17 protein-coding genes are annotated in these 21,805 nt (G+C 68.8%); 16 read left to right on the top strand and 1 reads right to left on the bottom strand.

Going from position 1 to position 21,805, the window contains the following annotated elements; all coding sequences use genetic code 11:
* Position 1: 1 nt before the first annotated feature.
* From KEG57_RS15570 to KEG57_RS15495, 16 genes are all read left to right on the top strand, one after another.
* A complete protein-coding gene (locus KEG57_RS15570; RefSeq protein ID WP_272458583.1) occupies positions 2–433 on the top strand; it encodes an ExbD/TolR family protein in 432 nt (143 codons plus the stop codon).
* Positions 434–441: 8 nt separating this feature from the next.
* A complete protein-coding gene (locus tag KEG57_RS15565; protein ID WP_272458582.1) occupies positions 442–3,327 on the top strand; it encodes a TonB-dependent receptor in 2,886 nt (961 codons plus the stop codon).
* A gap of 84 nt (positions 3,328–3,411) precedes the next feature.
* The gene (locus KEG57_RS15560; protein WP_272418876.1) at positions 3,412–4,719 is read left to right on the top strand and encodes a beta-helix domain-containing protein; all 1,308 of its coding nucleotides are present in this window, start codon (positions 3,412–3,414) and stop codon (positions 4,717–4,719) included.
* 147 nt (positions 4,720–4,866) lie between these two features.
* A complete protein-coding gene (locus KEG57_RS15555) occupies positions 4,867–7,899 on the top strand; it encodes a cation-translocating P-type ATPase (protein WP_272458581.1) in 3,033 nt (1,010 codons plus the stop codon).
* Entirely contained in the window at positions 7,896–8,198 is a 303-nt protein-coding gene (locus KEG57_RS15550; protein WP_272418878.1) for a hypothetical protein, read from the top strand. The genes KEG57_RS15555 and KEG57_RS15550 overlap by 4 nt, the downstream gene beginning before the upstream one ends.
* 34 nt (positions 8,199–8,232) lie before the next feature.
* Positions 8,233–8,805 carry an HMA2 domain-containing protein gene (locus KEG57_RS15545; RefSeq protein ID WP_272418879.1) on the top strand — a complete coding sequence of 191 codons (573 nt, stop codon included), beginning with the start codon at positions 8,233–8,235 and terminating at the stop codon, positions 8,803–8,805.
* A 58-nt stretch (positions 8,806–8,863) separates the two neighbouring features.
* Positions 8,864–9,913, top strand: a complete 1,050-nt coding sequence (locus KEG57_RS15540) for an ATP-binding protein (RefSeq protein ID WP_272418881.1) — start codon at positions 8,864–8,866, stop codon at positions 9,911–9,913.
* Entirely contained in the window at positions 9,910–10,503 is a 594-nt protein-coding gene (locus KEG57_RS15535) for a hypothetical protein (RefSeq protein ID WP_272418882.1), read from the top strand. The genes KEG57_RS15540 and KEG57_RS15535 overlap by 4 nt, the downstream gene beginning before the upstream one ends.
* Entirely contained in the window at positions 10,493–11,074 is a 582-nt protein-coding gene (locus KEG57_RS15530; protein WP_272418883.1) for a hypothetical protein, read from the top strand. The genes KEG57_RS15535 and KEG57_RS15530 overlap by 11 nt, the downstream gene beginning before the upstream one ends.
* Before the next feature lie 178 nt (positions 11,075–11,252).
* Positions 11,253–12,011 carry a hypothetical protein gene (locus KEG57_RS15525; RefSeq protein ID WP_272418884.1) on the top strand — a complete coding sequence of 253 codons (759 nt, stop codon included), beginning with the start codon at positions 11,253–11,255 and terminating at the stop codon, positions 12,009–12,011.
* A 64-nt stretch (positions 12,012–12,075) separates the two neighbouring features.
* Positions 12,076–12,726: a hypothetical protein gene (locus tag KEG57_RS15520; RefSeq protein ID WP_272418885.1), complete on the top strand. Its 651-nt coding sequence runs from the start codon at positions 12,076–12,078 to the stop codon at positions 12,724–12,726.
* 168 nt (positions 12,727–12,894) lie between these two features.
* Complete coding sequence (locus KEG57_RS15515; RefSeq protein WP_272418887.1) at positions 12,895–13,809, top strand: DNA-processing protein DprA; 915 nt, start codon at positions 12,895–12,897, stop codon at positions 13,807–13,809.
* Positions 13,810–13,894: 85 nt separating this feature from the next.
* Positions 13,895–16,462, top strand: coding sequence for a type I DNA topoisomerase (gene topA, locus KEG57_RS15510; RefSeq protein ID WP_272418888.1), 2,568 nt, complete (start codon positions 13,895–13,897; stop codon positions 16,460–16,462).
* 63 nt (positions 16,463–16,525) lie between these two features.
* Positions 16,526–17,914: a methylenetetrahydrofolate--tRNA-(uracil(54)-C(5))-methyltransferase (FADH(2)-oxidizing) TrmFO gene (gene trmFO, locus KEG57_RS15505; RefSeq protein WP_272418889.1), complete on the top strand. Its 1,389-nt coding sequence runs from the start codon at positions 16,526–16,528 to the stop codon at positions 17,912–17,914.
* 410 nt (positions 17,915–18,324) lie between these two features.
* A complete protein-coding gene (locus KEG57_RS15500) occupies positions 18,325–18,855 on the top strand; it encodes an Hsp20/alpha crystallin family protein (protein WP_272418890.1) in 531 nt (176 codons plus the stop codon).
* A 143-nt stretch (positions 18,856–18,998) separates the two neighbouring features.
* Positions 18,999–19,481 (top strand): hypothetical protein, encoded by a 483-nt coding sequence (locus KEG57_RS15495; RefSeq protein ID WP_272418891.1) that lies wholly within the window; start codon positions 18,999–19,001, stop codon positions 19,479–19,481.
* 172 nt (positions 19,482–19,653) lie between these two features.
* On the opposite strand, the gene KEG57_RS15490 is transcribed toward KEG57_RS15495, so the two are convergent.
* A complete protein-coding gene (locus KEG57_RS15490) occupies positions 19,654–21,768 on the bottom strand; it encodes a S16 family serine protease (protein WP_272418892.1) in 2,115 nt (704 codons plus the stop codon).
* Between the last annotated feature and the right edge of the window lie 37 nt (positions 21,769–21,805).

Below are 21,805 nucleotides of genomic sequence, written 5' to 3'. Positions count from 1 at the left end.
CATGGCGATGAACGTCTCCTCGAGCGGAAAAAACGGCGCCATCGCGCCGGCGATGAACGTCACGCCGCTCGTCGACGTGGTCCTCGTGCTGCTCATCATCTTCATGGTGGTGACGCCGCTGCTGAACAAGCAGCTATGGCTGAACCTGCCGAAGAAGGACGAAGACGCGAAGAACGAGCCGCCGCCGGACGCGGACAAACCCGTGGTGCTCACGGTGGACGCGAAGGGCGCGATCCGCATCAACCAGACCGAGGTCTCGCGCGCCGAGCTGCGAGATCGGCTCACACGGATCTTCGCAGCCCGTGGCGACAAGCTCCTCTACTTCGACGCGGCCGACGACGCGCCGTACGGGATCACCGTCGAGGTGATGGATATCGCGAAGAGGGGCGGGGCCAAGGGCATTGCAATCTTGACCGAGAAGCTCGGCGGCTGACTTTTCCCATGCGAAAAACCATTGCGACACTCGCCTCTGCGCTCGCGCTCTTCTTGCCGGCGCTTTCGCTGGCCCAGGAGGGGGCGGACGAAGCGCTCCTCGGCGAGGAGGAGCCGTCCCGCCCCGCGCCCGCCGGAAAAGGCGTCATCTGGGGCGTCGTGACGGACGCGAAGACGAAAGAGCCCGTGATCGACGCGCAAGTCTCGGTCGTCGGGACGAACAAGAAGGCGATCGCGGATTTCGACGGTCGATACCGGCTGGAGCTCGCGCCGGGTACCTACGAACTTCGCGTCTTTTATCAGCTCTACAAGGCGCAACGCGTGCAGAACGTGCGCGTCACGGCCGGCACGGTCGAGAAGGTCGACGTCACGCTATCGACGGAGGAGAGCAAGCAGGAGATCGTGGTCGAGATCGAGGCGGACCCGGACCGCGCCTCGGCCGCGGCGCAGACGCTCCTCCGAAAGAACGCGGCGCACACGGGCGACGCGGTGAGCGCGCAGGAGATCGCGCGGACGCCGGATCGCAATGCGGCGGACGCGGCGCGGCGCGTGGTCGGTGCCTCCGTCGTCGGGCAGAGGTACGTGTACGTGCGTGGCCTCGGCGATCGGTACACGAATGCGCTCTTGAATGGCGTGCCGCTGCCGAGCCCCGAGCCGGATCGGCAGGCGGTGCCGTTCGATCTCTTCCCGACGACGGTCCTCAGCGATCTGACGATCGTCAAGACGTTCACGCCCGACATGCCGGGCGATTTCACGGGCGGCTCGGTGCGCGTGTCGACGCGCGAGCTGCCCGAGAAGTTCACGATCAGCGGTACGTTTTACCTCGGGGCCAACTCGGAGACGACGTTCCGGAGCCGGCTCACGTATGCGGGTGGCGGGACCGATTTCCTCGGCATCGATGACGGGACGCGGGCGCTGCCGCCGGGCATCCCCACCGATTACAAGGTCGGGAAGGGCGATGTGAAGCCGGATGGATCACTCGTCACCCAGCGCGAGGCCGACGAGTTCGGACGCATGCTCAATCGCCCGATGACGACCTCGCGCACGACCGCGTTGCCGAACATGAGCGGTAACTTCACGATCGGCAATACGCACCGGTTCGGCGACGAGCATGAGTTCGGGTACATGGCGGCGCTGACGTACGGGCGGCGATTCCAGGTCCGGAGCGGCGAGATCCTTCGGACGTTCACGATCGATACCAACATATCGAACGAGCTGGACCTGCAGAACGATTACCGCGTGGAGACGGGCCTCGACGTCGTGTCCTGGGGCGGCTTTGCGGGGCTCACCTACCGATATGCGAAGGACCACAAGGTCTCGCTCATCGGCTTGCACAGCCGTTCGTCGGAGAACGAGGCGCGCGAGATCGCTGGGCGCGCCGAGGAGGGCGGCCCGGGGCGCACTGCCTACGATACGCGCCTCCGCTTCGTGAGCCGCTCGCTCACGTTCGGTCAGCTCGCGGGCGAGCACAAGATTCGCAAGGCGAATGACGCGACGCTCGAATGGAACCTGACAGCGTCCGCCGCGACGAGCGACGAGCCGGATACGCGGGAGAACGTGTACCTGGCGGACGACGGGCGGAAGGCGTGGCAAAGCACGACGCTCTCCGGAATGCATTTCTACGCGAGCCAGGCCGAGACGGCCCTCGGCGGAGCCGTGCATTACACGCAGCCCATCCGGAAGGGAGATTCGCCGACGCGCGTGAAGGTGGGCGGCCTCGTGCAGGTTCGCAGCCGCGCCTTCGACGCGCGGCGCTTCCGGTACATCCCGACGCCGGAGACGACGGAAGAGGCCGCGGCGCTTTCGCTGCCGCCGGATCAGCTCTTCACGAACGAATACATCGGGAGCTCCCTCTCCCTGACGGAGTACACGCGGACGACCGACTCGTACGACGCGACGCAGCGCATGTTTTCGGGGTACTTCATGGCGGACACCTCGATCCGTCCGTGGATGCGCGTCGTGCTCGGCGCGCGGGTCGAGGCGTCGTCCCAGCGGCTCGATACGATCGATCCGTCGAAGCTCGTGCCCCAGCACGTCGAGCTCTCCACGGCGGACCTGCTTCCCTCGCTCGGGCTCGTTTTCAAGACGAACGAGCGGTCGAACCTGCGCGCCTCCGTGACGCGCACGGTCGCGCGTCCGCAGCTACGCGAGCTCGCGCCGTTCTCGTTCACCGATTACTTCGGCGCCCGCGAGAACCAGGGCAACCCCGATCTCGACCGCACCACGATCGTGAACGCTGACCTGCGCTTCGAGTTTTTCCCGACGCTCGCCGAGGTCGCGGCGATCAGCGTGTTCTACAAGGATTTCACGAAGCCAATCGAGCAGATCATCATGCCGTCGAGCCGCGGCATCGTGTCGTACCGGAACGCGAAGGGGGCGCAGAACGCCGGCATCGAGCTCGAATTGCGGAAAAACCTCGCGTTCGTGAGCCCGATCCTCGCCGATCTCGGCGTGCTTGCGAATTTGACGCTCGTGCATTCGCGTGTCTCCCTCGAAGAAGGCGAGGGGGTGCAGACGAGCAACGTCCGCCCGCTCGCCGGGCAATCGCCGTACGTGGTGAACGCGGGGCTCGATTACGCGAGCGACAAGCGCGGGACGCGCGTCCGCGTGCTCTATAACGTCTACGGTCGGCGCATCGCGCAAGTGGGCATGGACGGACTCCCGGACGTCTACGAGCAGCCGCGCCACCTGCTCGACGTGACCGTGGCCCAGCGCGTCGGTAAATACGTGGACCTGAAGCTCTCGGCGGAGAATCTCCTGCTCGCGCCCGTCGTGTTCACGCAGGGGCCAAGCCAAGAAAACGTCGCCCACGAGGACATTCCCAACTTGACGAACGTCGTGCAGCAATTCCAGCCCGGTGCGACGTTCACCTTGAGCGCTACCTTCCAGAATTGACGGGTTGTCGCGAGATCGTTACGCGCGCCCTGCAATGGCGTCACGCAGTACCACCAGAATGCGCGGCCGGAGGAATCACCGACCATGCGATCGAAGGTATTGCTTGCGACGAGCGCGCTTTTGGCGGCCAGTCTGATCGGCTGCGGCGGGGACGAGAACGGACAAACCCCGGCGCCTCCCGCGAAGGGCAATGAGATCCCGGCGAACATCACGTCGGATCTGACGCTCACGGCCGACCAGGATTGGCTCCTGCGGGGAATCGTGCACGTGCGCGCGGGCGCGACGCTCACGATCGAGCCGGGCACCACGATCAAGGGCGACAAGTCCACGCTCGGCACGCTCGTCATCGACCCGGGCGCTCGTATCCACGCCGAGGGCACGAAGGACGAGCCCATCGTCTTCACGAGCCGCAGCGAGCCCGGCGACCGCTCTGCCGGCGATTGGGGCGGCGTCATCCTGCTCGGCAAAGCGCCGATCAACGTGACCGGCGGAAAAGCGAACGTCGAGGGAATCGAGGCGAGCGCGGAGACCGAATACGGCGGGACCGACCCGGCAGACAACAGCGGCGTGCTGAAATATGTGCGGATCGAATTCGGCGGAATTCTCCTTTCGACGGACAATGAGATCAACGGGCTCACGCTCGCCGGCGTCGGCAGCGGAACGACGATCGATTACGTCCAGGTCCGCTACACGCTCGACGATTGTTTCGAGTTCTTCGGCGGCACGGTGAACGCGAAGCACCTGGTTTGCACGTACAATCAGGACGACGGGATCGACTGGGATCTCGGGTATACCGGAAAACTCCAGTTCGTCGTGGTCCAGCAGGATCCGGCCGCGGTGGACGACACGAACGCCTTCGAGGGTGACAACGACGCGATGGGCACGACGAACGCGCCGATCTCGGAGCCCACGATCTACAACGCCACGCTCGTCGGCAAGAACGTGGACGTCGACAAGCAGCAGTACGCGATGCTTCTGCGCCGCGCGACGAAGGCGAGTCTGTACAACATCGTCGCCACGGGCTTCGAGGCCGGCATCGATGTCCGCGACGCGTCGACCGTGTCGCTCGAAGGGGCCATCTTCCACGGAAATCTCGCGCAAAACGTCGCGTACGTGGAGACGCCCGAAGGCGAAGGTTCCGAGAAGGACGACGATATGGGCTTCGACGAGGTCAAGTGGTTCACCGACAGCGGCAACGTCGAGGTCGACCCGATGCTTGTCGCTCCCTACGATCGCGAGGCGCCTGATTTCCGGCCGAAGGCGACGCTCACGACGGGCGCCGTGACGCCGCCGAGCGACGGCTTCTTCGACACGAAGGCGAGCTACGCGGGCGCGTTCTCGCAGGACGACACGTGGCTCGACGGCGCCTGGATCTCGTTCACGCCGAACTAGCCGAAAAAGCTCCGTAGAGTCCGCCCGCCAAACCGCCGCGCCCGCACGACCGCGCGTGATCGCGCCGTGGATCGCTCTTTGCGTGCGCGCCCCCGAGTGCGTTCGGCGATCATGAAGTGGCGCGCCCTCACCCGAGGGCGCGCGCCAATGGGACATGCTGGCAAGCCCTCTGGGCGCGCGGTGCACAGCGAGCAGCGCCTCAGGGTCGAGGTGGCTGGGCTCTTCGGAGAGCCCGTGCGCGCGAGGCGGATCGAGCGCGCCCTGGGCGAGTTGCCGGGCGTGACCGAGGCGCGAGCAAACGAGCATGCGGGCACCGTGCTCTGCGTGCTCGCGCCGAACGCGGAGACGTCACGCGCGGAGGTGCTCGCGCTCCTCGCGCAGCACGAGGACTCGCAGGGGCCGCCGCCGCCCTCGCTGTCACGGCTCGCCGAGAGCGCGGCCGCTTCGGTGCGCGACGTGATGCGCACGTACGGGGCGAACGGCAGCGCCGAGGACGAGGAGGAAGCGACCCCGACGACGCCATGGCACGCGCGCTCGATCGACGAGCTCACGCAGGCGTTTTCGGTGGATCTGGAGCGCGGCCTTTCGGCGATCGAGGCGCACCGGATCCTGCGCGAGGTCGGTCCGAACGTGCTCGCGGGCGTCGCACCGCGCACGTCGCTCGAGATCCTCGCGGGCCAGGTCTTCACGGTGCCGACGGCGCTGCTCGCAGGCGCCGCGGGCCTGTCCGTGCTGCTCGGCGATCTGCTCGAAGCAGGCGCGATCCTGCTCGTCGTGGGCTCGAACGTGGTCGTCGGATATTTTACGGAGTCGCGTGCGGAGGAGCTGCTCGACGCGTGGAGCAAGTTCCGCGTGGAGTGGGCGCGCGTGCTGCGCGACGGCGTGGAGACGACCGTCGCGGCGAGCGAGGTCGTTCCAGGCGACGTGCTCTGCGTGCGCGCCGGCGATGCGATCGCGGCGGACGCGCGGATCGTGGAAGCCTCGGATCTGTCGATCGACGAGAGCACGCTGACGGGCGAGAGCGAGCCCGCGGAGAAGGATACGGCCGCGGTGGCCGAGAGCGCTCCGCTCGCCGATCGGGACGACATGCTCTATGCGGGCACGGTCGTGGCGACGGGGAGCGCGCGCGCGATCGTCGTGGCGACGGGCAGGGCGACGGAGCTCGGCGCGATCCAGCGCGCGCTGTCGCACACGGCCGATCGTGCAGCGCCGCTCGAGCAGCAGCTCGATCAGCTCGGGCGCAGGGTCGCGACGCTCGCGTTCGGGAGCTCGATCGCGGTGACGGCGCTCGGCCTTCTGCGTGGTCAGCCTCTCGCGGCGCTCGCGCGCTCGGCCGTGGCGCTCGGCGTGGCGGCGATCCCCGAAGGTTTTCCCGCGGTGGGGACGACGGCGCTCGCGCTCGCGAGCCAGCGGCTGAACCGCAAGGGCATCGTGATCCGCAGGCTCGCGGCGGCCGAGACGCTCGGCGCGGTGAGCGTGGTTTGCGCGGACAAGACGGGGACGCTCACCGAGAACCGCATGCGCGTCGCGGAGGTGTTCCTGCCGGGCGAGGGGCTCGTGCGGGTCGAGTACGGCGCGACGTCGGTCGAGAACGGCGCGCCTCCGTCGCTCGGGCTCATCGGAGAAGACGGCCGGCGCGTGCCGGTCTCGTCGCTGCGAGAGATCGGGCGCATCGCGGCGTTGAATGCAGATGTGGAGCTCGACGAGCGGGACGAGATCACGAGCGGCAGCGGCACGGAGCGCGCGCTCGTCGAGTTCGCGATGGCGATCGGCTACCCGGTGCGGCGCCGAAGGGGCGCGGCGAAGCGGGTGCGCGAGGAGCGACGCAGCGCGGATCGGCCGTTCATGGTGACGGTGCACGAGCACCCGGATCTCGGCCGGATCGAGCTCGTGAAGGGCGCGCCCGAGCCGGTAATCGAGCGCGCGAGCGTGGACCCTGCCGAGCGCGCGCGGCTCCTCACGATGAACGAAGAGATGGCGTCGCGCGGCCTGCGCGTGCTCGCGCTCGCGTGGCGGAAGGACGGCGATCCGAAGAGGACCCACGAAGCGCCGCTCGTGCTCGCGGGCCTCGTGGGGATGCGTGATCCGCCGCGGCGCGGGGTACGTGAGGCGCTCGCGGTGCTCGCCGGTGCGGGCGTGCGGACGATGATGCTGACGGGCGATCAGGCGCGGACCGCGCAGGCGATCGGCGCCGAGCTCGGGATCAGCCCGGCCGATGTCTACAGCCGCGTGACACCCGAGGCGAAGCTCGACGTCGTGCGCGAGCTGCAAGACGCCGGCGCGATCGTGGCGATGACGGGCGACGGCGTAAACGACGGGCCGGCGCTGAAGGCCGCGGACGTCGGCGTGGCGATGGGCGAGCGCGGGACGGACATCGCGCGCGCGGTCGCGGACGTGGTGCTCGCGCACGACGATCTCGGCAGCCTCGCGGACGCGGTGAGCGAGGGCCGGAGGCTCTACGACAACGTGCGGCGCGCGATCGAGTACCTCGTCGCGACGAACGCGAGCGAGGTGATGGTCATGCTCGCCGGCTCGGTCGTCGGCGCCGAGCCGCTCGGCCCGCTGCAGCTCCTCTGGATCAACATGCTGACGGACGTCGCGCCCGCGCTCGCGCTGGCGATCGAGCCTGCGGACGCGGACGTGATGCGCAGGCCCCCGCGTGATCCGCAAGCGCCGCTCTTCGGGCCGGCGCGTGGAAAGAAGCTCGCGCGCGAGGCCGCGAAGATGGCGACGATCTCGCTCGCCGCGTATGGCATCGGGGCCGTCGGGCCCGGCGCGAGCTTGCCGCGGGCCCGCACGATGTCGTTCGCGTCGCTCGTCGTGGCGCAGCTCCTTCACGCGCGGTCGTGTCGATCGAGCGGATCGCTGCCGAACCCGGAGCTCCAGCGCGCGCTCGTGGCGAGCCTCGGCCTGCAGGCGGCGGCGCTCGGCCTGCCCGGCTTGCGTCGCGTGCTCGGCACGACGCCGCTCGGTCCGATCGATCTCTCGATCGCGGTGCTGCTCGGGCTGCTCCCGACGCTCGCGCGGGAAGGGAAAGCACTGTTCAACCCGGAGGCTCCGATCGTCGTGGAGCGACGCGACATGCCGGCGGGATCGACCCTGATCCAAGGGGCCGATCGGTATGCGCCGGGATCGTGGGCGTCGTCGCCCGTGATGTTCGAGGAGGAGGCTCGTCGATGAAGTTTCACACGCCATCGTTCATTCTCGGATTCGGCAGCGCGGTCGTCGTGCTGGGGACCGCGCAGCGGCTCAAGCCCGCGGTCGTGGAGATCGCGGCGCTTGGCCTGCACCTCGCGCGGCTCGGTCGCGCCGTCGTGGAGCGGCAACGCGAGCACGCCGAGGACCTGTGGGCCGAGGTGGAAGAGCGCGCGCGTCACCTGCGCGAGGCGCCGCGTCGCCGTCGCGCGGGCGCGACCACGGGCAACGGCAAACACGTGCCGGGCGCGGCGAACGCGCAGCCCGGATCCGCGTCGCACTGAGTGAAGTCGAGCGAGAGGGAAGGGGAGGAGAGACGTGATACCCAGCGAGCAGTGGAGTGAGCTCGTCCATAGCCTTCCGCGCCGCGTGCGGCTGCGATCCCGGGCGATCGTGGGCCACCGCGACGCGTGCCTGCGCGTCGCGGAGAAGCTCGCGATGATGGATCCGAGCTGCGAGCGCGTGGAGATTCGTCCGTGGACGGGCTCGGTGATCGTGGAGCGCGAGGAAGGGACGCTCGACGCCGAGGCGGTGCGCGCGATGCTGGCGCGGCTCGTGGCCGAGGAGCGCGACGAGCAAGGCCGCAAGCTGACGGACCTCGGCCACGACGCGCTGCCGGGCCCGACGCGCGTGGCGAAGGCCGTGGCGCACGCGTTCGCCGAGATCAACAGCGACGTGCGGAGCGCGCTCGATCACCGCGCGGACCTCGGGACGCTGATGCCGGTGCTGTTCTTCTCACTCGGCCTGGTGGAGATCGGCGTGACGCGGAAGTTGCCGGCGCCGGCCTGGTTCAACCTGGTGTGGTGGTCGATCCGGTCGTTCATGACGTTCAACGCCGGAGCGGTGGAGCAGGAGGGGAGGGCGGTCGCTACGGATGGGGGGCTGGATTAGCGGCGAGCGGGCGGGGAGGGCGATGGACAAGGATGTCGCCCTTCCGCATACTCGCGCCGTGACGAGCCGCCTGAAGACGTTCCGGGAGTACATGGCGCGGCTGGATGCCGCGGCGAACCCGGAGCGCGCGCTGGAGCGTGGGTTTTACGTGGAGCGCCCCGGGCGGTCGGTGGGCAAGGAGATCACGGACCGGGTTGGGCTGCGGCCGGCTTCGACGCATCTACTCGTAGGTGGAGTTGGGTCGGGGAAAACCACGCAACTCCTTGTTGCCTGCAACCAACTGAACGAGCTCGAAGATACGTGGGCGAAGTACATTGACGTCAGCGAAACCTACGACCTCGAGATGCTCCGGCCGGGAGCGCTGCTTGACCTTGCGGAGTGCGCCCTCGGGGGCATGCCCGACGACAGCATCAATTACGGGCTGCCGGAGCAGGTCGATGAATTGCGCAAACTCCATGCGCGGCTGGCCCAAGAAAAGCCACACCAAACCATCTTCTTTGACTCGCTCGATCGCCTCGCGGATCCGGCCATGTTCGAGCAGATCGCGGAGCATGTCATCCGGGTGATCCGTTCGATAGGAATCGGCGTCGTCGTCGCGGGGCCGCTGCGCGCCCTCTACGGCCTCGATCGTCCCATCGCGGACCGCTTCGACTACTTTTACCACCAACCACCGGTCGACGTGCAGCAGGACCCCGACGGCCGTTCATTCCTCGTGAGCATCCTGCGCGCCCGCCTCTCAGCCAAAGTTCTCCCCGACGACACGTGTTTCCGCCTCGCCGCATGGTCCGGCGGCGTGCTCCGAGACCTCGTAGCCCTCGCTCAGTCAGCCTGCGAGGAGGCTTATGTCTCGGGCTCGGATACCATCACCGCCGCCGAAGCCGACCGCGCCGCTGATGCCTTCGGCCGCAAGCACCTGCTCGGCCTCGGGCCCGACGAGATCGAGGTCCTCCAGCGCGTCCGCAAGACGGGCAACTTCATCCAAGCCTCGGAGAAAGATCTCGCGCTGCTCGTCACGCGCCGCGTGCTCGAATATTCGGGCGGGCGCACGCGCTACGCCGTGCACCCGACCCTCGAACCGCTGCTCGCGCAGCTCGCGACCACTCCATGAGCACCACGCCGAACCCCATGGGCGCGGACGAGCTCGCCATGCGTGTCGTCGCGCGCTCGGTGCCCGGCGCGTTCTTCACGCTGCTCGCGCCCGACGCCGACGTTGCCCGCGCGGCGGCGGTGGTGAGCGAGGAGATTTCGTCATTCGGTGACGAAGCGGCTCTGCGCGTCGAGCCCAAGGACGCGCTGGCCTTCACGCGGCGCATCCAGGAACACGCGAGCGGGCCGGTCGTCGTCTCGGGCGTCGATGGGTTCACCGGGACAGAGTGGGCGCACCTCGATCTGTTGCGATCCCGTCTCGCGCACGACGGCGCGATCGTCCTCGTGATGGGCGAGCAATCCTTCGCGCGCCTGATGCGGGCTGCGCCGAACTTTGCGAGTTTCCTTGGAGGCTCTCTCTGGCGCTGGGATCGGTCCTCGTCGATCCTCTCGCACGAGGAGCGAGAAGCACGGCTGCGGGCCTTGCAGGCGTGGTCCGGCAGGACCAACGACGATGTCGTCAGCCTCGCGCAGCGAGGAGAGCTCCCGCGCGACCCCGAGTACGCCGAGTGGCTGGTCCTTCTCGACCGAGGGGATCTCCTTGAGCGCTGAGCTCCGCGAACGAAGGCATGCGCTCCAGGAACGGGTGACGGGGCTCGTGCCGCCCTTGCCAGAGAGCCCGGATGCGCTCTTCAAGGAGATTCGCCAGCACCTCTGGCAAGCCGCCGACCAGGGCGCGCTGAGGACGCCGCCGCAAGGGATCATGCGGCTCCTGAAGCGCACGTCGGAGGGCCAGCCGAGAGGACAGGTGGCCATCACGGGCGGCGAAAAGAACGAGAAGCGCACGAGGGATCGCGCGCACTTCGAGCGGGACGACGGAGCCTGGTTCGATTTCGCCATCACGGTTGCGTACGAGCCCGGAGTGCCGCTCGTCCTCCTCGGCTACAACTTCGAGATCCGCTTTCCGGACCTCCAGAGCCCCCTGTTCGTGCGCTTCGACGTGAACCTTCCGGGGCACGAGAACGAGGCGCTGGGCATTCGCTCGCACTTGCACCCGGGATCAGACGATTTGCAGGTCCCTGCGCCGTTCATGAGCCCTCTCGAAGTGCTCGATGACGTCGTCTACGGTTTGCGGCTGCGCGAAGGAAGAAAGCCGCGCGCGACCCGCGGCGCTTCGGCTTAGCCTCGAACCGTTTCGATCGCTGATGTGGCCCCGGCGAGGTGCCTTCAGAGCTTGGAGACGGCCCCTTCACCCGCCGTCCCCTCTTCGAGCCACTTCCCAACACCCCTTTCAAAACAAAACCGCCCTTCCAAACTCGTGAGCCCGTGTACACTCCCGCCCTGAAACGAAAGGACCCTCCATGGCTGAAGTCTCCAAGCTCGTCTCCGACCGGGTTGCGATCACGCGCACTTTGACCTCGGCGGTCTCCGTGCATGGCAATGAGACCGCCGAGCAGATCGAGCGGGCGTTGTTTCCGGAGGGCACGCCGCCCGGCTTTCAGATGTGCGTGTTCCTCCAGGCGCTCGGCGCGCTCGCGCAGCGCTCCGTGGACGAGCTCTCCGCGGCGAACCAGGCGCACGCGACCGAGCTCGCCGACGACGCCGAGCCGCGGGCCACGCGGGACTCGGCCAAGGACGAGCTCCGCGCGCGCATGATCGGCATCCGCAGCACGCTCTCGGGCGTGTACGGCGCGGCCATCCTGAGCGCGTATGGGCTCTCGGGCGAGACGCCGAGCGAAGCGGAGCACCTCATCGAGGCCGCCTGCACCACCGAGCGCCTCTTGCGCAACCGCCCTCTCACCGAGGCGCCGAAGCAGGAGGGCGTCTCGGTGGACCCGAAGGCGCTCGCCGACAGCCTGAAGGCGCGCGTCGACGCGCTTCGTACGGCGCTCGGCGACGTGCGCCGGGAGGAGCGCGAGGCCCAGGTGACGCTGCAGCGGCGGAACGCGGCGACCGCAGCTTGGAACGGGGTTTATCAGGGGGTCGCAGACACCCTGACGGGGCTCTTCGAGCTCGCGGGAAAGGGGGAGCTCGCAGACCGGGTGAGGCCCACGGCGCGCAGGCGGGCAGGTTTGACCGAGGCGGAGGACGTCGAGGGCGGAGCGGCAGGCGAGGGGTGACTTCGCGCTTGCGTCCCGCCGCCTCCCCACGCAGATCGCGTACGATGTCAAGCGGAACTTGCGCATGCGCCTCGTGATCGTCGCCGCCTGCGCTGTCACGCTCCTCCCCGCCTGCGGCTCCCACGCCGAATCCCAGCCTCTCGTCATCGACCCGCTCCCCCCGCGCCGCGGACGCTCCTCCGTCCCCGTCGTCGCTTCCGCCTCCGCCTCCGCGCCTGCCTCCGCCGCTGCCACAGCGCCCGCGCCCGTCCCCGATCCCGAGGCCACGCGCCTCTTCCTCGAGCGTTACGCCGCGCCGTCGCTTCCGCTCCTCCCTGACCTCAAGCCTTCACGCGTCCTCGCGCTTGCCTTTGATGGATCGGTGCGTGGCGAAACGGCGGGCATGTCCGCGGAGGGAGCCCGGTTCGGCGCGACGCTTGCCGAGGGAGAGCGCGCGTGGGTGCCCGTCTCGTATCCGGTTGGCGCTTGCGTCACCGTCGTCGCGCAGGGCGGCCTCGGCGTCGTCGAGGTCGACGCCTTCCTCACCACGGGCGAACCTGCGCCCGTGAAGATCGTCGCGCAGGACGTGCGCGATGGGCCCACCGCCGTCATCGGCGGCAGGGACGACTGCTTCCCCTTGCTCGAGCCCTTCATCGGCAACCTCTCGGTCACCGTGCGCAAGGGCTCCGGCATGGTCCTCGTCCAGCAGTTTCGACCGATCACGCGTGATCGTTGAGAGGGTGTTCCCCAAGCTGCTGCGCGGCTCGATGCGTCGGTCGGCCTCGCTCGACGTACGATGTACGCCTCGCTCGACCTTCCTAGCCTCGAGCCGCTCGCGACGCCTGGAGAACACCCTCTGCACGATTCCACGCAACTCGCGAGCGCCTGATGTCGATGGATGCGCGTGCCTCCCTCCATCGTCCTCGCGCCCGACGCGCCCGCGTACCCCGCTGTCCTCCGTGCCCTCGCCACCCCCGAGCGCGCTCCGCCGACCTTGTACCTGCGCGGCGCTCTTCCTACCTTGCCCGGCGTCGCCGTCGTCGGCCGCCGCGCGGCCAGCGCCGACGCTCGTGCTTTCACCCGCGTGCTCGTCCGCGACCTCGTCTCCGCTGGCTTCGCGATCTGGTCTGGCGGCGCGTTCGGCATCGACGCCGCTGCGCACGAGGCCGCGCTCGAAGCTTCCGGCCGCACCGTCGTCGTCACCGGCGCCGGGCTCGACTGCCCGTATCCCCTCGAGCACGTGCCCCTCTTCGATCGTGTCCTCGCCGCGGGCGGCGCGCTCCTCTCGCGCTTGCCTGATACGAGCCCCCCGCGTCCTCAGCATTTTCTCGCGCGAAACCACGTCCTTGCCGCGCTCACGCTCGCGACCGTCGTCGTCGAGGCGGGCCTGAAGAGCGGCGCTCGTTCGGCGGCTGCGGCGGCGCGCAAGCTCGGTCGGCCGCTCGGCGTTGTCCCGCATCCTCCGTGGTCCGAGGCTGGCGCGGGCTGCGCCGAGGAGCTAGCCATGGGGGCCCGCGCGGTCACTTGTGCGGCGGACGTCCTCGGCGCCGTGGGTCACGGCCCCTCTCCTCGCCGAAAGCGTACGGAGACGGAGCCCAGGCCCCCTGCTCGGGACCTCCCCCTTCCCTTCGAGGGGACCTTCGGCCCTCTCGAAAAAGCCGTTCTTGGTGTTTTGGGGGATACCCCTACGCACCTGGACGTGATCTGCGATACGGTCAGGGCGCCTCTTCCTGCGGTCGCTGGGGCGCTCTTGACGTTGACACTACAGGCCGTAGTAGTAGAGGGCCCCGCCGGCTCCTACCGGCGGGGCAAGCGCTAGATGGGCCCACCTGCTCGTTGTCGAGCGGAGCGGACCCACGGGTTTTCCCCTCGTCCTCACGCAATTTGCTCATCAGAAGGTGGTGATGGCCAAGACGCTCGTCATCGTGGAGTCGCCGGCCAAGGCGAAGACGATCAAGAAGTACCTCGGCTCGGGGTACGACGTCGTCGCCTCCAAGGGGCATTTGAAGGATCTGCCCAAGAACCAGAACGCCGTCGACGTCGCGAACGACTTCACCGAGAAGTACGAGGTCATCGTCGGGAAGGAGAAAGTCCTCCAGGAGCTGAAGGACGCGGCCAAGAAGGTGGACGCGGTGCTCCTGGCGACCGACCCTGATCGCGAGGGCGAGGCGATCGCTTGGCACATCCTCGAGGAGATCCAGGACGACAAGCTCCGGGTCGAGCGGGTGGAGTTCCACGAGATCACGAAGAAGGGCGTCGACCACGGCGTCCAGCACCCCCGGCCGCTCGACATCAACCTCTACGACGCCCAGCGCGCTCGCCGCGTGCTCGATCGCATCGTCGGCTACGACGTGTCCGCGCTCGTCTGGTCGAAGCTCGCCTTCGGTCTGTCCGCCGGCCGCGTGCAGTCCGTGGCGCTCCGGCTGATCGTCGATCGCGAGCGTGAGATCGAGGCGTTCGTCCCCGAGGAGTACTGGAACGTCTCGGCCGGACTCTCGGCGCCGAGCGGCGCGGCCTTCGTGGCCAAGCTCGCCGCGGCCGAGGGCGAGAAGATCGAGGTGAAGAACGGCGAGACCGCCGCCTTCGTGCGCGCCGATCTCGAGAGCGCGAGCTGCAAGGTCGCGAAGGTCACGCGCCGCGAGCAGAAGCGCAACCCGCCCGCGCCGTACACGACCTCGAAGCTCCAGCAGGACGCGACGAACATCCTGCATTTCGGCACGAAGCGCACGATGCAGGTCGCGCAGGGGCTCTACGAAGGCGTCGACCTCAAGCAGGACGGCGGCCCCGTCGGTCTCATCACCTACATCCGTACCGACTCGACGCGCGTCAGCGACGACGCCATCGCCGAGGTGCGCCAGGCGATCGAGAAGCGTTACGGCAAGTCCTTCGTCCCGGACAAACCGAACGTCTACAAGTCCAAGAAGAACGCGCAGGACGCACACGAGGCGATCCGACCGACGGACGTCAACATCCACCCGGACTCGGTCAAGAAGCACCTCAAGGACGAGCAGTACAAGCTGTACAAGCTCATCTGGAACCGCTTCGTCGCCTCGCAGATGACGCCCGCCGTCTACGATCGGACGACGGTCGAGATCCAGGCCGAGCCCACGCGCGGCGATGCCTCGCGCAAGTCGTACATGCTCCGCTCGACGGGGCGCGTGCTCAAGGACAAGGGCTGGCTCGAGGTCACCGAAGGGCAGCGTGATTTCGCGGGCGAGGAAGAGGCAGGGGCGGACGGTGAGGCCCCGGAGCCCACGGCCGCGGCGAAGGCCGCGCCGGTCGAGGAGGACAGCGACGCGCTCCTGCCCGAGATGAACGAGGGCGACGTGATCCGCCTCGCGACGCCGCCCGGCGTGGTGACGGAGCAGAAGTTCACGCAGCCGCCGGCGCGCTACAACGAAGGCTCGCTCGTGCGTGAGCTCGAGAAGCGCGGCATCGGCCGTCCTTCGACGTACGCCGAGATCATCAGCAAGGTGCAGCAGCGCGCGTACGTGGAGAAGCTGCCCGGCGGCGCGTTCCAGCCGACGCAGCTCGGCAAGTTCGTGGTCGAGGGCCTCGTGCGCTCGAACCTCGACTTCATGGATCCGAACTTCACCGCGCAGATGGAGGAGGAGCTCGACGAGGTCGGCGCCGGCAAGATCAAGCGCGAGCAGCTCCTCAAGCGGTTCTACAAGCGCTTCCGCCAGCAGCTCGAGCCGGCGAAGAAGCTCGCCTCGTGGAAGCCGCCGTCGGAGAAGACGGGCATCCCCTGCGAGGAGTGCGGCGAAGGGGAGATGATCAAGAAGTGGGGCAAAAACGGCTACTTCTTGAGCTGCAGCCGCTACCCCAAGTGCAAGGCCACGCGCGACCTTTCGAACAGCGCGCAGGCCGTGCGCGAGACGGACATCACCTGCGACAAGTGCGGCAAGCCCATGGTGATCCGCACCGGCCGCTACGGTGACTTCCTCTCCTGCACGGGCTACCCGGCCTGCAAGAACGCGCGCCCCGTGCCCCTCGGCGTCGCCTGCCCGCAGTGCGGCGGCGACATCATCGAGGTCCGGCCGCGCAAGAAGGGCGGGCGCACGTTCTACGGCTGCTCGAACTTCAACGCCGAGCAGAAGTGTGACTTCAAGCTCTGGGCGAAGCCCATCGCCACCCCGTGCCCGACCTGCGGCGCCAAGTTCCTGACCCGCACGGCCGGCAAGAAGCCGATGCTCGTCTGCGCGACGAAGGACTGCGGCTTCAAGCAAGAGGTGCCCGAGGAGGACGAGGCCGGCCTCGCCGGCGCCGCGCCCGAGGGCGCCGCGGGTGACGACGGGTCGGCCGAGGCCGACGCGCCGTCCGAGCCCAAGTCCCCGCCCAAGGCCAAGGCCGAGCCCAAGCCCGCGGCGAAGGCCGAGGAGAAGCCCAAGGCCGCGGCGAAGACCGCCGACAAGAAGGGCGCCACGAAGACGGCGTCGAAGTCGAAGAGCAACGGCCGAGCCTCGGCCTAATCAACCCCTCCCTCCCCCAAGGCGCGCCCGTTCGTCGCGGCGCGCCTCTTATTCCCCGACACCATGACCGAAGCTCGCTCCCACGACGTCACCATCGTCGGCGCCGGCCTTGCCGGCTGCGAGGCCGCCTTCCAGCTCGCCGAGCGCGGCCACCACGTGCGCCTGCTCGAAATGAAGCCCGCGCGCCGCACGCCCGCGCAGACGAGCGACTTCTTCGCCGAGCTCGTCTGTTCGAACTCCCTCCGCGGCGCGGCGCTCGCGAACGCTGTCGGCTTGCTCAAGGAGGAGCTCCGCCGCGTCGGATCGCTCGTCATGCGCGTCGCCGATCGAACGGCCGTGCCTGCGGGCGGCGCGCTCGCCGTGGATCGCGAGCGCTTCGGCGCCGAGATCACGACGACCATGCGCGAGCACCCGCGCATCACGGTCGAGACGCGCGAGGTCACGGAGATCCCGCAAGAGCGTCCCGTCATCCTCGCGACCGGCCCGCTCACCGCGGACGCGCTCGCCGCCGCGATCGCCGAGGCCGTCGGCACAAAGCACCTCGCGTACTACGACGCGATCGCGCCCATCCTGAGCGCCGAATCGATCAACTGGTCGAAGGTCTGGAAGCAGTCGCGCTGGGGCAAGGGCACGGCCGAGCGTGCGCAGGAGCCTGGCCGCAAGATGATGGCCGAGGACGCCGAGGAGAGTGGCGACGAGGCGTACGTCAACTGCCCGTTCGACGAGGAGACGTACCGCGCGTTTGTCGCGGCGCTCGTCGCGGCGGAGAAGGTCGCGCCGCGCGAGTTCGAGGACGTGCGTTACTTCGAGGGCTGCTTGCCTTGCGAGGTCATGGCCGAGCGCGGCGAGCGCACGCTCGCGTACGGGCCGATGAAGCCCGTCGGGCTCGTCGATCCGCGCACGGGAAGGCGGCCGTACGCCGTGATCCAGCTCCGGGCCGAGGACGCGGCCGCGACGGCGTACAACATGGTCGGCTTCCAGACGCGCATGAAGTACCCCGAACAGCTCCGCGTCTTCCGCATGGTCCCGGGCCTCGAAGAGGCGGAGTTCTTGCGGTTCGGCTCGGTGCATCGCAACACGTTCGTCGACGCGCCGAAGGTGCTTGGTCCGGGCATGGAGATGCGCGCGATGCCGGGCGTCTTCCTCGCGGGGCAGGTCGCGGGCGTCGAGGGCTACGTGGAGAGCGCGGCGGCGGGGTTTGTCTGCGCGGTGCTGCTCGCGCAGCGGCTCGCGGGCAAACCGCTCGTGCCGCCGCCGAAGACGACGGCGCTCGGCGGCATCCTCACGCACCTCGGCCGCGAGCAACCCTCGTATCAGCCCTCGAACATCACGTGGGCGCACGTGCCGCCGCTCGAAGGCACGAAGTCGAAGCTCACGAAGCGCGCGCGCTACGAGGCGATGGCCGAGCGCGCGCTCGCCGATCTCGATCCCTGGAAAAACACGGCGCTCTGATCGCCCCCGGATCATGCCTGGGCATACGCGCGTTTGGCGCGGGCGCATCCGTGTATCGTCCGGGCGTATCGCCGTATGAGCTGGGCATATTCGCGCCATTCAACCAGGGCGAACCATCGTTCGAACCCTTAGACGAAAAACCAAGAGATTTCCGCGGAATGGCGGGTTCATCCGGGAAATGCCGTCGGGGCTCTGGCATTCTACCTCCGGCGATCCGGAACCTCCTGAATCGATAACACTGGCGCAACCGACAGACAGGCGGCGACGACCCGCGTAGTGTCCTTTCTCGTCGCGGTCGCGGCGAATCGGAAATGCGCGAGGTGGCGCGTTTCTGCGCACTTCGGCGCGTCTCGGCGGGCGTTTGGGCGCCCCGGACGGCCATCGCGGCTTCATCTTGGAGGGGACGACCGATGTTGAACGTGGAGCAGGCAATCGCCGAGGTCGCGGGCGTGTATCAATCGATCACCGGGCGCGCCATCAAGCCGGGACGTTATGAGCTTCCGCCGGAGGTGGATCCCGCGTCCCATGCCGAGAGCAATTATCGGCAGTTCAAGGTGCTCCTCGAGCAGAAGGCGCGCGCCTCGGCGGAGCCGCGCGGCAAGAGTGAGCCTGCGTTCGCGCCTCCGGTCGACGTCGTCGAGCTCGAGCGCGAAGTGCGCGTGATGGTGGACGTGCCCGGCGTGACGCGCGAGCAGCTCGTCGTATCGATGACCGGCGACGCGCTCACGATTCGTGGCGAGCGTGGCGCATTGCGATCGGCAGCGGGCATGATGCGGCTGGAAGAGCGGCGCAAGGGGCCGATTCTCCGGACGATCGCGCTGCCGCCGCGGGCGCGGCGCGACGGGATCGAGGCGACGCTGCGGGACGGCGTCCTCACGGTCGTGATTCCCACGGACGGCCATGGGAACGACGTGACCGAGGTCCCGATCGACGTGAAATGAAGGTTTTCGGGTGCGGCGCCTGCGAGCGTTCCGCACCCGGCGAGAATTTCTGGCGCAGAGCGCTGGAAAGGTAGTGCCGCGTCGGGGCATAGGGCCTCGAGGCGGAGATTGTGCACGAGCCCTGATTCAAGGGGGGTATGACCATGGATCCCAAGACCTACGAGATCAACAACCTGCGCATCCTCAACGATTACCTCGCCCAGACGTGTGAGGTGCTGGCGCGCACGCAGCGGATCAGCCTCAATCGCGACTTCAACCGCGAGATGGCCGGCCTCTCCCATACCCCGTTCGGCGCGACCCCGTTCGGCACGACCCCGTTCGGGTTCGGCGTGCCGGTGCAGGGCATGGATCCGCGGACCGTGGATTACACGGGCGGCCTCGGGCACTCGCCGTACGGCGTGTATCCGTACAACTACGGGATGCAGTCGGTCCCGACGTGGACCGGCCCGCAGCACGTGGGCGGCCTGCCGACGAGCATCGACCCGTTCTACGCGCAGCGTAGCGGCCTGAGCCACACAACGGCCACACCGTGGACGGGGTGGAATCCCTTCACGGCCGAGATCGTGCGGCAGCGCGAGATCGCTCGTCAGCAGTACGAAGCCTGGTGTCGCTCCTGCGGCTTCTGATCGGATGCCATTGAGCGGGAGATCGGTCCTCCTCGGCCGGTCTCCCGGCGCGTCTCCACGCGCCATTGGGGTCTAGGCCGCCGTCGCCTTTCGCGTGACGGCGGCCGAGACCTTTTTTGTTTTCGCGTAGCGGCGTTCCATCGCGTGGCGATACGCCTCGGCTCGAAATGCCTCAAACCAGCTCGGGAAAAATCGCTTCGAGGACCTCGTCGAGCGTCCGCGCGAAGACGACCATGTGCTCGGCGATCTTGCGTGGCACGCGCTCGGCGTGTGTCACGTCGTCCCGGTTTTGCGCGGGCAGCACGATCCGCGAGAGGCGACGCTCGTAGGCGCCCTCGATTTTCGCGTCGACGTCGCCGATGCGGCCGAGCGACAGGACGTCGTGCGCGTCGCAGATCATGGCGCCCGAGAATGCGACGTCGGCCGGCGCGGAGAACCCGAGCATCACGCTCGCGAAAGCGACGGCTATCGGCAGGCCGGCGCTGTCGCCGGACGAGGGCTCGTCGTCTTTCGTGAAACGGAGGAGAAACCGGCGATCGTCGAGCTCGGGATCGACGCGGTGAGGATAACGGGCCCGGACGAAGGCGCGCACCGCCTGGAAAATGGAGACCGCGCGGGCGCGGAGGTCCGGCGCGACCGAGCCGAGCACGTCCTTTTCGTCGAGGCCGCCGCGGCCGCGTTTCGTGCGTCGGCTGTCGGCCCAGAGCTCGTGAATCACGCCGCGCACTTCGCCGCCGCGGCGCAATGCGGCGGCCGCGAGCACGTAGGGGCGCGGCGTGCGCGCGGCGTCCGCGAGGGCGCGGGCGTGGGCCTCGTATCGCGCCTTCGCGTCGAGCTCACCTTTCGCCTCGGCCACGCGCGCGAGCGCGAGCACGGCCGCGTGATCCTCCGGATGCGCTTTTCGCCGCGCCCGGAGCACCGATCCCGCCTCCGCGAGCCGCTCCGGCGATCCGAGCGCCTCGCGCGCATCCTCGAGACGCGCGTCCTCGTGCCCGAGCAGCCGCGTCAGCGCTGCGGCGTCCGGCCGTTCGAGCCCCGCGACCCCGCGCCGCCGCGCCAAACGCGCCCGCTCGTGCTCCCCGATCGCCTCCAGCGCATCCGCATAATAAAGCAAATCGACGGCCGTGGTTCGTCCTTCTCGATCGAGCTCCGCGTACATCGCCTCGGCGCGCGCCGGCTCGCCGGCCCAGAGCGACAGCGCGGCGGCGCGCCGGCGGTGCTCGGGGCGCTTTCGATCCCGGATTCGATCGAAGAGGTGCTGGACGGCGCGGTGTCCAAAGGGCAAGACGGACAAACCCTCGGGGGGCACGTACGCGGTCGGCAAGGCCCGCGCGGCCTCCCGGAGCGAGAGCACGTGCATGCGGCGGCGGAAGACTTCCAGATAACGCGCCTCGAACAGCTCCGCGAGGCGTGTATGCCCAAGCTTGCCCACGAGCCGCGCGACGCGCCGGAGCAGCGAGGGGCGCCGCGTGACGAGGTAGGCATATCGCACGGCCCGGAGCGCGCGGCGGATCCGCTCCGGCGTCCCTTCTCGTTCGTACAGGAGCGACAGGCAAAGCAATCGCTCCGCGTCGTTCGCGAGCCCGGGCTCGTCGGCGAGGCGCTCCAGCGTGGTGATCGCGCCCCGCACGTCCTGCGCCTGCTCCAGCAAAAAAGCGCGCTCCAGCATCGCGAGCTTGTACACGCTGCGCGCCTCGGTGCGCGCCCGCGCCGCGACCCGATCCACGATGCGCAGCGCCCCCTGCAAATTGCCTCCGAACGCCACGCGAAACGCGTGCTCGAGCTCCGACAAACCCGTCGTCGCTCCCGCCTCGGGGGCGACGTGCGGTCCGCGCGCGGATTGCGACTCTTCCCGCAAGCTCGCCTCGAAGAGCCGTCCGAGCGTTGCCAGCGCCGAAGGCTCGCCGCCCGCGCGGGCCGCCATTTCGGTGTGCAGCGTGATTGCAGCGCCGAGCTCGCCGCGCGCGTGGTGAATCGCCGCGAGCAGCCCCAGGGCCGCCTCGTCGTCGGGCGCGAGCGCGAGCGCCGCGTGCGCCTCCACCTCGGCCCGATCCGAGAGCCGCGCCTCGAACGACAGCCGCGCGATCACGATGTGCGCCGCGGCGCGCCGCCGCAGCGGCTCTTTGCGCGCGCGCCGCGGCGGATCCACGAGCTCCATGTCGAGCAGATGGCCGAGCTGGCGCAAGAGCTCGTCGTCGAGGCCTTCGGAGGCCAGGGCGGCGTCGAGCTCTCCTGCCCCGCCGGACTCCGAAGGGGGCCCGGCTGCCTGGTGTTTGTCCCGCGACATCCTGCTTTCAGCGCTCGTGGCTCGTCACGGACGCGCC

Source organism: Polyangium jinanense, from assembly GCF_028435365.1.
The sequence above is the reverse complement of the archived record's forward strand: the minus strand, read 5'-3'. Positions and strand labels throughout refer to the sequence as shown.